General features: G+C 61.0%; 10 protein-coding genes. 2 read left to right on the top strand and 8 right to left on the bottom strand.

Annotated elements, in window-relative coordinates:
* The first annotated feature begins 311 nt into the window (after positions 1–311).
* A complete protein-coding gene (locus ACSQ3G_RS23875) occupies positions 312–1,859 on the top strand; it encodes a Fic family protein (protein ID WP_436111953.1) in 1,548 nt (515 codons plus the stop codon).
* Between the two features lie 289 nt (positions 1,860–2,148).
* On the opposite strand, the gene ACSQ3G_RS23870 is transcribed toward ACSQ3G_RS23875, so the two are convergent.
* From ACSQ3G_RS23870 to ACSQ3G_RS23860, 3 genes are read right to left on the bottom strand one after another with little or no spacing between them, the layout of a single operon-like run.
* Complete coding sequence (locus ACSQ3G_RS23870; RefSeq protein WP_436111952.1) at positions 2,149–2,970, bottom strand: galactosyl transferase; 822 nt, start codon at positions 2,968–2,970, stop codon at positions 2,149–2,151.
* A 31-nt stretch (positions 2,971–3,001) separates the two neighbouring features.
* Entirely contained in the window at positions 3,002–4,000 is a 999-nt protein-coding gene (locus ACSQ3G_RS23865) for a polysaccharide pyruvyl transferase family protein (protein WP_436111951.1), read from the bottom strand.
* A gap of 41 nt (positions 4,001–4,041) precedes the next feature.
* Complete coding sequence (locus ACSQ3G_RS23860; protein WP_436111950.1) at positions 4,042–5,523, bottom strand: lipopolysaccharide biosynthesis protein; 1,482 nt, start codon at positions 5,521–5,523, stop codon at positions 4,042–4,044.
* A 524-nt stretch (positions 5,524–6,047) separates the two neighbouring features.
* On the opposite strand from ACSQ3G_RS23860, the gene ACSQ3G_RS23855 reads away from it, so the two are divergent.
* Positions 6,048–7,001, top strand: a complete 954-nt coding sequence (locus tag ACSQ3G_RS23855) for a formylglycine-generating enzyme family protein (protein WP_436111949.1) — start codon at positions 6,048–6,050, stop codon at positions 6,999–7,001.
* Positions 7,002–7,052: 51 nt separating this feature from the next.
* On the opposite strand, the gene ACSQ3G_RS23850 is transcribed toward ACSQ3G_RS23855, so the two are convergent.
* From ACSQ3G_RS23850 to ACSQ3G_RS23830, 5 genes are read right to left on the bottom strand one after another with little or no spacing between them, the layout of a single operon-like run.
* Positions 7,053–8,714 (bottom strand): glycoside hydrolase family 3 protein, encoded by a 1,662-nt coding sequence (locus ACSQ3G_RS23850; protein ID WP_436111948.1) that lies wholly within the window; start codon positions 8,712–8,714, stop codon positions 7,053–7,055.
* A gap of 12 nt (positions 8,715–8,726) precedes the next feature.
* Complete coding sequence (locus ACSQ3G_RS23845; RefSeq protein WP_436111947.1) at positions 8,727–10,487, bottom strand: sulfatase family protein; 1,761 nt, start codon at positions 10,485–10,487, stop codon at positions 8,727–8,729.
* A 3-nt stretch (positions 10,488–10,490) separates the two neighbouring features.
* Positions 10,491–11,303: an ATP-binding cassette domain-containing protein gene (locus ACSQ3G_RS23840; RefSeq protein ID WP_436111946.1), complete on the bottom strand. Its 813-nt coding sequence runs from the start codon at positions 11,301–11,303 to the stop codon at positions 10,491–10,493.
* Positions 11,300–13,063: a dipeptide/oligopeptide/nickel ABC transporter permease/ATP-binding protein gene (locus ACSQ3G_RS23835; protein ID WP_436111945.1), complete on the bottom strand. Its 1,764-nt coding sequence runs from the start codon at positions 13,061–13,063 to the stop codon at positions 11,300–11,302. The genes ACSQ3G_RS23840 and ACSQ3G_RS23835 overlap by 4 nt, the downstream gene beginning before the upstream one ends.
* Positions 13,060–14,001 (bottom strand): ABC transporter permease, encoded by a 942-nt coding sequence (locus tag ACSQ3G_RS23830; RefSeq protein ID WP_436111944.1) that lies wholly within the window; start codon positions 13,999–14,001, stop codon positions 13,060–13,062. The genes ACSQ3G_RS23835 and ACSQ3G_RS23830 overlap by 4 nt, the downstream gene beginning before the upstream one ends.
* Between the last annotated feature and the right edge of the window lie 3 nt (positions 14,002–14,004).

Genomic DNA, 14,004 nt, shown 5'->3' with positions numbered 1-14,004 from the left:
GGCCGAGGAGAATTGCGATGAAGTAGCGGCCCGCAGAAATCAGATCAGCTGATTGAAGACGATCAAATGGGCGCTCTATGGCAGAATTGCTCCAGAGCATGGTAGCAGAACGCATGCTACCGCTCAATTGACAGGGTCACCACACAAAGTGAGGAGGACCCCGATTAACTGCCGAACGACACTTCACCAATGCCACGTCGGAATCAATATTCGTGAAGGCGCCCTCCCTGTCATTGAAATTCATTGCTTATCATCGAATTTCATGAGAGGTTCGATCTGGAGCCATTTTTCAGAGACGGGTATCAGGATTCATGGAACAGGGCCAGAGAAAGCCATTTTCAGAAGCTGTCAGTATTTTTCACGGCCGCTCGATGCCGGAAGCAGCCCTCCCGGTCGGCTATGCAGCCCTGATCGATGCCTTTGAATTACCCGTACCTGTGCCAATCATCCTCTCAGCGATCGGTCCTCGCCACAAAGTCTATCAGGCCGAAGGATGGAACGTTTACACACCGCGCCACCAACCGGACAACAATCTAACCGGACACCTAACCTTTGCCCTACGCTATGAAGGACTGGATCTTGCCGTTCTGAAAACCCTGTTCCGGGAAACAGGTCCTGAGCCGATCACCAACATGGTGCGCGCGGCGCCTACTGGCGCCTATGCTCGACGGCTGTGGTTTCTCTACGAATGGCTGCTGAATACACGGCTTGATCTGCCCGACGCGGCACAGGGCACCTATGCCGCTGTCGTCGATCCAGACCGGCAATTCTCGGTGGGTGGAACGAGTTCAACAAGACATCGCGTGAAGAATAATTTGCCCGGCACACCAGCTTTCTGCCCGATGATCTTCCGCACGCCCGCACTCGAAGCATTCGTTGCACGTGGACTTGGCAACGAAGCGCGCCAGTTGATCGACGAGGTGCCGGCGGACCTGCTTGCACGCACCGCTGCATTCCTGCTGCTCAAGGATTCGCGCTCAAGCTTTCAGATCGAGGGAGAAGATCCGCCGCAAGATCGCATCCAGCGCTGGGCCCAGGTTATCGGTGAAGCCGGGCGTCGACCGATAGACCGCGCCGAATTGGAGCGGCTGCAGCGCATCGTCATCGGCGACGCGCGCTTCGTTCATCTTGGCTTACGCGTTGAGGGTGGATTCATCGGCGAGCATGATCGCCTGACGGGCGCGCCAATCCCCGATCATGTCAGCGCCCGACATGAAGATCTGCCCTCTCTGATCGACGGCCTGACTTCTTTCGACCGAGGCGCGGCACAGCAGCTCGATCCTGTTCTCGCCGCCGCGGCTCTCGCCTTCGGCTTCGTCTACATCCACCCTTTCGAGGATGGAAATGGCCGACTGCACCGCTATCTAGTCCATCATGTTCTCGCCGAGCACGGGTTCAATCCTCCCGGACTCGTCTTTCCGGTCTCGTCGGTCATCCTGGACCGCATCGATGCCTATCGAACCGTGCTGGAAAGCTATTCACGCCGCCTGTTGCCGATTGTTCATTGGCAGTCGACGGATCGTGGTAATGTTACGGTGCTGAACGACACAGCCGACTTCTACCGCTACTTCGATGCGACGCCTCAGGCCGAATTCCTGTTCGAGTGTGTAGCCCGAACGATTGATGTGGACCTGCCAGCCGAGACAGCATTCCTGCGCATTTATGACGCGTTTAAGATCGAGGTCCAGCAGATGATCGATATGCCCGATCGCCTGCTGGACCTCCTGTTCCGCTTCCTGCGCCAGAACGACGGGCGACTGTCGAAGCGGGCTCGTGAAAGGGAGTTCTCGGCGCTCACCGACGCAGAGGCGGCACGCATCGAGGCCATCTATGCTGATATTCAAGGTGCAGTGAGGTGAGGTCGTTTTGCAGTTAATCATGAGAGGGCATTGTAAACTTAACGTTCACGAGGCAATCGCAAGCCGCTTGCACTAAGTTGACGATGCCGTCGCACCGCATCGCAGCCGCTCTGCTCCTGCCACTCACATTCATCGTGCCCGCGCCATGGCGCATTGGAAAATAGTGACGGGTGCCATTGCCTGATCTCAGGCAGCAGCGCGGTCGTTCGTTCGCCGCTCGATAATGTGACAACTCCTCAGCGCGAAATGGTAGTGTGATCGGTGCATGTCGACCGGGGCGCCGCGATATCTACTCCGTCTTTCCGGTGGAAAGCCCGAAAAACTCTTTCCTGTATGCCGCCGACAGCGGTCGGAGCTTCGTCAAATTCTTGAGAATCCGGACAGGCCGCTTGAGAACGTTCCTGTTCAGGAAATACATATGGATCAGGCTGGGCGCCTTGCTGTGCGATCCCTTGTGGGCGACACGGTAGACCGCGCCCCGGAACGGTAGCGCGTTCAAGGGCGTACCGCGTTCGGCCAGAATCGATTCTATGCGGACATGGCTGCCCAGCATGTCCTTGATCCATGGGAGGGAAACGTCTTCGGCCTTTGACGGCAGTCCGTAGAGGTCCGAACGAATGATCAGCGACGTTCCGCAATAGTGGTTGAACTGGTCGCGGCACAACAGAATGCTGCCGCCATCGTCCCAGATATAGCCCTTGTCGATCGTCCAGCCGTTCTCGTTCTGGTGCCGGGCAGCATAATCGGTAATTCGGGCGCTGACAAAATCGTCATCGTCGACGATCATAAAGAAGCGGCAATCGCGGGCCGTCAGCATGCCGGCAAGAACGCGGCGGCCTTTGTCGGCGCGGAATGAATCGAGAAAATCCTCTTCCGTCGCATCGCCCCGCTCGTGGATGTCGTTCGGCGGAAAGTCCACCCATGCCACCGAGAACTTCTCCGGCAGGACAGGAAGATCGGCCCCCCTGTTGGCGACGATCACGCCCCGCCAGTTAGGATTGGTCTGGTTCGCGATGGATGCCACGGTCTGCGTCAGGTTTCGCTTCAGGATGCTCCAGTCGCGCGCGTTGTCCTGATGCCGTACAGGGATGATGAAGGTCACAACACTCATGACAGCCTCCGGTCGTTGATCTCAGGCAGCATCATGCCGCGACACCTGCCTGTTCTTTTGCCCATCTGATGCCGTCGTCGAGCGAAGTCGCCTTGTAGGAGAGATCGGTGCCTCCGGAAAAGGCGTTCATGAAGCGGCGGATTTTTCCGTAATTGTTGTCGAGCACAGCATGGCTGCGTCCGATGAGAAGCGAGCAGATATGCACATGCAGGCGGTCGGTCACGATGGCCTTGCCGCGGGAAATCTGGCTTATGCCACGCTGGAAGCGGGTGTTGGCCGCGGCATCCAGTTTGCGCAGCCGCATTTCGGAAGGGGTGAGATGCAGCAGTGCCGAGGCCGCCCCGAGCGCCTTTGCAACGCGCACCTTCGATCGGCTCTCGGTAATCCAATCCTCCTTGGGGATGTCCGGATAGGCGGAAAAATCGACAGTTCCAACCTGCTCCTTGTCCTGGCGGAGCATCGCGAGGACCGGAAACTGCGGCGCAGCGGGCTCTATCTTGCCGATGCAGAAGGCCATGTCCGGGCACAGATAGACCTGGCAATCGAAATTTTCCTTGGCGAACTGAAACGACTCCTCGTCGCGCACCAGGAGCACGAAGTTCTTGTGCTTGCCGATCGCGCGCTTGCTCTGCTCCAGCCGTTCTGCGGACTTGTAGTGAATCGATTGCGGAAACTGGACGATCTGCCGGTCGGGAAACAGCTCCATCACGCGCTCCCGGAAATCCTGATGAAACACCCATATATCGCCGAAATTGCCGCCCCCATGGATAAAGATTGGGCCGTTCGGGGCAGCGCTCTTGAGTTCATCCGGTGAGAAATCATCGGTCGTGCAAACGTAGGAAGGCCGCTTTGCATACCGCTGCTGCAAATAGGCCATCTCTCCCAGCCAGATGGCGGAATCTCCGCAATTCCTGATGTCGGGAAAGTCCAGTATCGCTATCGGTTCATCAGGGCGGATGAACTCTTTAAGGCAATCGTGGGTCCTGTCCTGAAGCTTGGTGATAAGTTCGGATTGCTGAGCACCTGACATTATGCCTCTCTTTCAAACGTTTAGAAGAACAAGCCCCGCGATCAGGCGTGACTGACTTTGGACAAGACCTTGGCGGCGATCTTTCTGACTTCAGTCTCCGGACCGTTTGGACGATCCATAACCAGCCAGAGAAAGATGCTGGAGCCGCAATAAAGAACGCCTCCAAGGCAGATAAGGGCGGCCAGTTGTAGGACCAGCCCGGTATGTGTGGTTTCTACTCCCATGTAGCGATCGGCAAGCGAGACGCCGGCCGCCATGACGGCCGAACTGGCAAGCGCTCTGAAATTTGCCCATAGCTGTGCGGAGACCGAAACGCTGATGAAGCGCTTGACGATGATCATGTTCACGAAAGCGCTGAAGAGGCCGGTAAGCACACGGCTGAATATCAGTCCCGGAAGCCCCCAGAACACCAGGCCGATCGTGATCACCGGGATCCGGACGAGAAGCATCTGCGCGTCGCGGATGAACAGGGCCCGGGTTTGCCCCAGCGCCATGCCGAGAGGCTGATTGAGAGATCCCAATGTCTGCAGCGCATAAACGGAGGCCAGCGCCTGGATGATGAAAATTACCGGAAGCCACTTTTCACCAAGCACGAGCCTGACCAGGGGATCTGCGATGACCGCCATCCCGATCCCGGCAGGCAACGCGACCGCCGTCAGCAGCGCCTGGGTTCGCTGATAGGCTGCGGCGAGACGCGCCGGATCGTGGCGAACATTGGCAAAGGCGGGATAGATGGTGGCGGTCAGCGGCGCGGTCGCTTCGCGCGTCGGCGTCATAGCGAGCTGCCCGCCCAACGAATAAAATCCCAGAGCGGAGCCGGTCAGCAGCTTGCCGATCAGCAGATAGTCGAAACGCCAATTGAGCGTGTTGACGATCTGCCCGGCGGTAATCCAGATCGAAAACGAAAAGAATTCGCGCATATGGGAGAAGGTGATCCGGGGGCGGAACGGCAGGATGAAGTAGGAGGCGACGACATTGGTGATCTGCATCACCAATGTGCCGACCACCAGCGCCCAATAGGTTTGATAGATGACGGCGATGGCGACGGTCGCCACAAATCCGGCAATCTTCTGGGCCACGTTCAGCACGAACTCCTGCCGGAAGATCAGCTCCCGCTGGAGCATGATCCGTCGCGGATTTGCGAACCCGTTGATGAGGAGGCTGAGGCTCAGGACAAGCAGGACGCCGAAAAGGCGCGGGTCGTCGTAGATGAGGGCAGCCGGATAGGCGAACGCGGCGAATAAGGCGCATAATATCAGGCCGCGGGTCGCAGCCAGTGTCCATGCGGCGCTGAAATGGGATTCTTCCGGGGCTTCGTGACGGATAAGCGCTTCGTTCAACGAAAGCTCGGTGATCGTCGTCACGATGGCGAGCATGGTCGTCGCAAGCGCGACGAGGCCAAAATCCGACGGCAGGAGATACCAGGCCAGGATGATGGTACTGAGGGTCGACAACCCATTGACGATGACCCTCGAGAGGGAGACCCAAAGACTTCCGGTTACCAGGCGGTCAGCGATACTCATGACCGACCTCTTCGCGACAAATACCGATCGTACGTGAGCGACATCATTCCGTAGCTACCCCTTTTCGCGGAGTTTCGGCTCCTTTTCAAGCCGCAGGTTCCGCGCCCGTGATGCGTGAGATCTTCTTGCCGCATTAAAATGGGCGGGCTATCTGCTGGACACTTCGGTCATCGATCTCTCCATGCAATTTTCCCCTGGTAACTCAGCGCGCATTCTCAATGACCGGACGAGTCGATCGTCTCGTCCGACGGCGTGATCGGGCAGCCCTGGCCGGGGCTGCAGACCGCCGACGATCTAGTTGGCCGGAAATGATGTTGGTTTTGTGGTGCCCTTCGCAAGTGCGAAGAGCAGGTGCACAACGTCGAGAGGATGAGCGCGTTTCCGGCATTCATCGTCCGATTGCTTTTGGCATTCTCGCGATCGGGCGTTTATACCTTTGCCAAGGCGAAGCCGTCGATGCGGACGATCAGGAGGCTGACGGCCGGAAAGTCCGTAAAAGAATAAACGCATATCAGGAAGAAGCGATGAGTGGATGCTGTTCAGGATCGAGACGGGAAACGGAGCAGGGAAAATTCGACACGCCTGCAAACACGATCTCTCGCGGCATCCGCGGGGAAACGATTGCCGTCAAGGGTGGCGAGACGTTCGTCGGAACCCATGATCCGGTGATTGCCGCCGATGGCGAGGGGCCGGAGCGCAAGATTTCGTTGCAGGATTTTCACCTCGAGGTCGAGACGGTCACGATCAGCCGGTTTGCCGCATTCGTCGAAGCGACCGGGTATGTGACGGAATCGGAACGCTTCGGCTCTTCCGCGGTGTTCGCGCCGCTGCTCGGTGACATCAGCCTTGCAACGGGTGGTGTCGCCGGCACCCCGTGGTGGACGCGCGTCGACGATGCCACATGGCGGCAGCCGGAAGGCCACGGCAGTTCCATCGACGATCGGCTTGACCATCCGGTCACCCACGTCTCCTGGAACGATGCGCTCGCGTTCGCGCAATGGGTCGGCGGCCGCCTGCCGACGGAAGCGGAGTGGGAACAGGCCGCACGCGGCGGCAACCGCCGCCGGCGGTATCCCTGGGGCGAGGAAGAGCCGACCGACGAAGCGATCTTCTGCAATATCTGGCAGGGCCGCTTTCCCGACACCAACACGCTACAAGACGGATATTTCGGCACCGCGCCGGCGCGCAGCTTCGCCCCGAACGACGCCGGTTTCTACAATCTCGCCGGCAATGTCTGGGAATGGACCGCCGACCCTTTCAAGGTCCGCTCGCTGTCGAAACAAGCGAAGACGCGGAACGAGCATGCGAAGCGCTTCTCCGACAAGGTGCTGAAGGGCGGCTCGTTCCTCTGCCACAAAAGTTACTGCTATCGGTACCGGATCGCAGCGCGAATGGGCCTTTCCCCGGACAGCGCCTCGAGCAATACAGGCTTCCGGATCGCCTACGACGTCGTACCCGGACATGACCGCGGCCTCTGACGAGGGCGCGGTTCCACATGTCCTTCATCCAGCATCCATTCCGCGGCGCGATCAGTATCGCGCGTCAGGCGCTCCGGCGAAGGGATCGACGGGACTGTTGCGATTCCACGGCCTCCGCCCCATCAGCGCCTCCACCACAGCGGCCTGCATCGCCTCGTGGGTGGAATAGGCATTGACATAGGTCGGCACCCGGGGGGCATCGTAGAGATAATAGGGAAAACCGAAGGAGATCATCACCGTCGGCAGGCTCGTCCACGGCCGTTTCATGGCGGCCCTGAAATCCCCATGAAGTGCCCGCCAATCCAGAAAAATGCGCCCGCGCGTCAGGAGTGTCTCTTCGCCGAACAGATAGAGGACGAGGTCGTGCCCATCCGTATCGAGCGGGGCGCCATAGGGATTGAGGGACACCTCGAAACCCTCGGCAGCCAGCATTTCCGGCAGCTTGAAATCCAGCCTCGCGTTCTGCATCGGCTCGACGATCCCGCCGGAAACGACAAGGATGCGGCGATGCTTTTCGGGGTCGAGCGGCAGCGTACCGTTCCTGTCCTTCACCAGCGTGGGCGCGCGAGCAAAAGCCTCGTTGGCCAATTTTTGGGAGGACGCCTCACCTGCAGGGACCGGCATCGCGACGCCGCGATGCAGGCCGAGCGAAGCCTTGAGGGCGAGGACACGTGTCACGGCATCGTGGAAACGCTCCGCTGGAATGCGCCCGGAATGGGCGGCGTCACGCACCGCAGCGATTTCCGCCTCCGGTTTGGAGGAGAAAAGAACCATGTCGCAGCCGCTCGCGATGATCTCGATCTTTGCATCATGCGCCGGCATCACGCCCGAAAGGCCGGCCATCTCGCTGGCATCGGAGACGATCAGGCCATTGAAGCCGAGCTCACCCCGCAGGAGTGCGGTATTGAGCGGCGCAGAGACCGAGGCCGGCAGATAGGCTTCTTCGCCTGCATCGGGATCGCGTTCCAGGACATAGGCCGGCAGCGCGATATGCGCCGACATGACCGACTTGACCCCCTGATCGATGGCCGCCCTGTAGAGCACACCGAAAGTGGCTCGCCATTCTTCCATCGACAGCGGATTGATCGTTGTGACCAGGTGCTGGTCGCGTTCGTCATACCCTTCGCCCGGCCAATGTTTCACGGTCGCGGCAAGGCCAAGGCGCTGGAAGACGCGCATCTGTGCCAGTGCGTGACGTTCGATCAGCGCCGGATCCGAGCCGTATCCCCGCGTTGCGACGATTGGGCTGCGAAAGGCCGCGTTGATATCCAGCACCGGTGTGAAGGACCAGTTGATCCCGACGGAACGGGCTTCGCGCGCCATCAGGTCGGAAATCGCCTCGGTCAGCTCGACATCATCGACGGCGGCCAGGGCCAGCGGGTTGGGAACGGCCGTGCCGAAGGAGAGGCTCATGCGTGAGCCTTCGAGATCGGCGGAAACGAGCAGAGGAACCCTGGCCCCGGCCTGGACCGCTGCCATATGCTCGCGTTCCCTCGTGCCATCCGCGCCGAAATAACGGGTGATGCCACCCGGCTGAAGCTCGCCGAGGCGGAGGATCTCCGTCTCGCGGTCGTCACCGCGCGAATTGAGATTAAAAAGCTGGGCTGCGCGGGCGGTATCGTCCAGGCCCTGGAACGTCTGCGTCACCCAGTCGAGGGCTTCGCGATCGAGGTTGAAGGGCGATTTCGTCAGATGATCCAGTGTCGATGGCATCGATCTCTCCGTTCAAACCTGCTTTGTGAGCGCCCGCTCGATCGCCTCGAGCTTTTCCACGTCCAGTTCCGGCCAGACCGTTGCGGCCTGCACGAGCGTCTTCGCGGCGAGTGGCGCGGGCAGCGGCTTGGACGCAAGACGAGGAACCTCCGCAATCAGGATGCGGCGGGTCGTTTCGTCGGCCATAAGCTTCGCGATGGGGATATTCGCCACCCGAGCCCCCTGAGGGAAATCGCTTGCCCGCGCCACGCTGCGCTGGCCGGAAACGACCTGCGCCCATTGTCTTTCTATGAGCAGGTGTTCGTCGCGCACCGGTCCCGTTTGCGGAAGGCCCAGCCGCTCGAACTGATCGGCGGGCGCATCGGAGGCACGCATCAGATCGACGAGCAGCTCGGCCATCCGCAATTCGATCCTATCGTCTCGGAGCGGATTTTTCTGCTCGGGATCCGTCTCAAGATCGTAGAGCAGCGTCCCGAAGACCCAGGGTCCCCGGATCGTCCATCCCGGTATGCGCAGGACGGGCGCCCCCTTGGTGAAGGAGAAAGGCTGCGCGAGCTCCGCCTTGGACAGTTCGTCGGGGGAGAAGCGGGCGCGCATGTGGGTCGGCATCAGCGTATATTCATGGAGCGGCGAATTGTCCTCGGTGGCGCAGCACCGCATGTAGACGTAACGGCCGTCGGTGACACACACGTGCCCCCCGAAATTCCCGAACAGTCCCGCCGTGCGGATCGGAGCATCGTTTTTGATGGTCTCGAGAAGAGGTTTTCCCTGCATATCGGGCGTCGGTCGGAGGCCGAAGAGGTCGAGGAGCGTCGGCGCTATGTCTATGGTCTGAACGAGCGCGGAACGTCTTTCGCCGGCAATCCTGGCCCGCGGATCCCAGACGAAGAAGGGCGTGTGGATCGTCTCGTCGTACCACGGCATGACGGACTTGCCCCACCAGCCCCTTTCGCCGAGCATATAGCCATGGTCCGTGCAGACGATCAGCATCGTATCGTCCCACATGTTCTTCTCGTCCATCATGTCAAGCAGCCGGCCGAGATTGCGATCGCACATCGAAAGCAGCGCCAGATATCGATGCCGCGCCTGGAGGACCCGTTCTTCCGCCTCGGTCACGCGGTCATAGGGCGGCCAGTCGAAATCCTCGCCGGTATCGGGATAGAGCGCGTGATATTCGGCATAGCTGAAAAACGGCTCATGCGGATCGAAGGTCTCGATCTGCAGCATCCAGTCGTCCTGGTCGGCATTGGTTTCGATGAATTGCAGGCCGGCATCGAATGTCCGGGTTTGCGGGTGGTCTCGCTCGTCTGCGAGATAGGTCCGGTTGATGGGATCCTGCCGCCTCATCTGGTAGAGGAAGTCGACGAGACGGGTTCGATCCACACCCTCGACAATGCCTTTCCAGAGGTCGCCTTCCTGGCCGCGAAAGAACTCGTGCGAAGAAAAGCGCGTGTGATAGGTCGCGCCCCCATCCTCCCAATAATGCTGATGGTCGGTGACGAGGTGGGTGTAGATACCGGCGTTTCTCAGCAATTCCGGCACGCTGTCGTCGAACGGCTCGATCGGTGACCAGGACCGATGAAGAAAGTTGTACCTGCCGGTATGCATTTCGCGCCGGGCCGGCATGCAGGGCATGGAACCGGCATAACAGCGGTCGAATGTGGCCGTCTTTTCCGCAAGCCGCCCGAAATTCGGGGCATGGGCTGTCCTGTCGCCATAGGGCGGCAGGAGGCGGCGGTTGAGGCTGTCGAACATCAGGACGATGGCGCGCATGGTTTAAGCCGTCATTGCAAGGGCGCGGAACGCCGCACGCCGTTCCGCCTGCCTTGCGGGATCGGCAACGGGCGCGGCGAGAAGCAGACGCTTGGTGTAGTCGTGAGCGGGGCGCGCCGTCACCTGATCGCATTCTCCGAACTCGACGATCTCGCCGAAACGCATCACCGCAACACGATGCGAAATGTGGCGCACCGCCGCCAGATCGTGTGAAACGAAAAGATAGGCGACGCCCGTCCGCTCCTGGATCTCGATGAACAGATCCATGACCCGCGACTGGGTGGAAAGATCGAGTGCCGAGACCGGTTCATCGCAGACGATGAGGCGCGGAGAGAGCGCCAGCGCCCGGGCAATGGCGATGCGCTGGCGCTGGCCGCCGGAAAACTCGCGGGCGAACCGTTCCGCCGCGTCGCTTGGCAGGGCGACCTGATCGAGCAGCTTGCGGACCTGCCGGGAGGCATCGGCACGCGAGGCGAGCCGGCGCGCGACAATCGGCTCCGTCAGGATGTCCTCGATCGTCATCGACGGGTTGAGCGAGCTGTAGGGATCCTGGAAGACCGCCTGGATGGCCGCCTGGCCTTTGCGGGCGCGGGGCGGCACCCCGGCGATATGCTCGCCGTCGAACCATATCTCGCCGGAGCTGACCGGGCCGATGCCGAGAATGGCGCGCCCGAGTGTCGTCTTGCCCGACCCGCTCTCGCCCACCAGCCCTACGGTTTCACCGGGGCGGATGGTCAGATTGACGTGCTTCAGGACATGGTGGGCGCCGAAATGGACATTGACGTTGCGGCAATCGACGAGGATCTGATCGTTCATGCGCGCATCTCCTCCCTCACCGGTGGTCGATATATGCGCGTCATGCCATCTTCGAGAACGGATCCGAGAAGCATGCGGGTGTAGTCGTGCGCCGGCGCGGCGAAGAGATCAGCCACGGTGTTGATTTCCACGATCCTGCCGTCCTTCATGACGGCCACCCGGTCGCAGCTGTCCGCCACGACACCGAAATTGTGGGTCACCAGCATGACCGCCATGTTGAACTCCTTTTGCAGGTCGCGCAGAAGATCGAGCACTTCCGCCTGCACGGTTACGTCGAGCGCGGTCGTCGGTTCGTCGGCGATCAGAAGGTCGGGGCTGCAGGCGACCGCACCGGCAATGAGGACGCGCTGGGCCATGCCGCCCGAGATTTCGTGCGGATAGGCCCGAAACACCCGTTCCGGGTCCGGCAGCTTCACGCGGGCAAGCAGTTTCAGCGCCCGCCGGGTCGCTTCCGCCCGCGAGATCCCGAGCACCGTCATCATCGGCTCGACGAGCTGGAAGCCGATCCGGAACGCCGGATCGAGATTGGCCATCGGCTCCTGGGGAACATAGGCGATGCGCTTGCCCCGAAGAGCCCGGACCTCATCCCCGGAAGATTTTCCGAGATCGATACCGTCGAAACGGATGGAGCCGGAAAGAACCCGCCCGCCGGGCGACAAAAGTCCGAGGATGGCAAAGGCCGTCTGGCTCTTGCCCGATCCGCTTTCGCCGACGAGCCCCAGGACTTCGCCGCGCCTGAGGCTGAGGCTCACGCCCTTGACGACTTCGCGCCAGCCTTCGCTCGCAGGATAGGCAACAACCAGATCCCGCACGTCGAGGAGCACGTCGGATGCGGTTTGCGGCAGCGGTTCGCTCACCGCCAGGGGCAGGACCTTCGGCGCTCTGACCTGAACGCCGCCCTGTTGCATGCGGTCGCGAATGGCATTCGCAAGCAGCACCAGCGACGCCACCGTTGCCGTGATTGCCAGCCCCGGCCAGAGGATCGCCTGCGGCGAGACATAGATGTTGGAGAAGGCATCCTGCAGCATGCCGCCCCAGGTCGGCGTGCTGGGGTCGCCCAGCCCCAGGAATTCGAGACCGGACTGGACGACGATGGCAATGCCCGCGACGATGGAGGTCTGGATGACCACCGGCGCCCGCACCGAAAGCAGGATATGCCTGGTGATGATCCTGAGGTCGCTGAGACCCGAGACCCGTGCCGCATCGATATAGAGCTCGTGCTTGACGCCGTTGACGAGATTGCGCGTCAGCCGGAAAAAGCCAGGCGACAGCATCACCCCGAAGACCGCCATCGACAGGTAGATCGAGGCCCCGAGCGCCTGATAGAAGGCTAGCAATACGATCAGCGCCGGCAGTGCCATGATGCCGTCGGAGATCCAGCGGGCCACCAGATCGAGCTTCCTGCCATAAAAGCCGGCGAAGAGCCCCGCCGTCACCCCGATGGATGCCGCGATGACGACCGTGATCAGCGCGCCGAGGAATGTGTTGCGGCCGCCATGGACGAGACGGCTCCATATATCGCGGCCCGAACCGTCACCGCCGAGGAGATAACCGTCGCCGGCGACGGCATTGACCTTGAATATCTGGACGGCGGACGGATCGTTGGGGGCAAGCAGAGGCGCGAAGATCGCCGATGCGATGACGATCAGCAGCGCCAGCGCAGCGACAAGGCCTGTCGGATTGGTGAGCACCGAGCGGACGAAATGACGGCGCTGCGACGCGGTGGGGATTGGCGGCTGGGCGGCGTTGATATCGCTCATGACATCCTCACCTTCGGATTTGCCCATGCATTGAGGAAGTCGATCAGTATGTTCACCAGAACAACCACGATGATCAGGGTCACGACCACTCCCATAAGCACGGGAACATCGCCGATCAGCGCAGCCGAGACCGTCAACGATCCCATGCCGGGAATGGCGAACACGCGCTCGATGACGGCGGCACCGCCAAGAAGAGCGATGAACTGTACGGAAAGAACGGTCAGCGCCGCCGGCATCGCATTGCGCAGCGCATGGCGATAGAGAACCGAACGGGGACTGACGCCGCGGGCGCGGAGTGTGCGCACATAATCCTGCTTGAGCGCATCGATGACCGCGCCCCGGATCTGCTGGGAGGCCGAGGCTATTCCCGAAAGCACCAGAGACGTTACGGGAAGCACCAGGGAAGCCGCCCAGGCGGACGGTGAAGCACTGAACGAAACATAACCGGTTGCAGGCAACAGGCCGAGCTCGACCGAGAAGGTGAGGACCAGCAGCAGGCCAAGCCAGAAGTTCGGCATCGCAAAACCTGCGACGCTGACGATCTGGATGGCGCGGTCTGCCCAGCCGCCGCGGACAGCCGCGGCGATGCCGAGCATCGCCGAAAGCAGCGCCATCATCGCCACCGCGATCGTCACCATCGACAGGGTGACGGGCAGCCGGCTCGCCAGTGCCGACGCCACGCTTTCGCTCATCGTCCATGACGGACCGAGGTCGCCGCGGACGGCATGGCTCACCCAGTCGCCGAATTGGACCATCAGCGGTCGGTCGAGCCCCAGCCGGCTGTTCAACGCCGCCACCTGGTCGGCCGTGGCGTTCTCACCGAGGATGTTGCGGGCGACGTTGCCCGTGGCCCCGAAAACCATCATGAAGGTTACGGTCGAGACCAGGCAAAGCAGTGCGATGCCGGAAGCGACCCGTTTAAGGAGATACCGTATCATCGG

Source organism: Neorhizobium tomejilense, assembly GCF_964254135.1.
GTDB lineage: Bacteria > Pseudomonadota > Alphaproteobacteria > Rhizobiales > Rhizobiaceae > Neorhizobium > Neorhizobium tomejilense.
The sequence above is the reverse complement of the archived record's forward strand: the minus strand, read 5'-3'. Positions and strand labels throughout refer to the sequence as shown.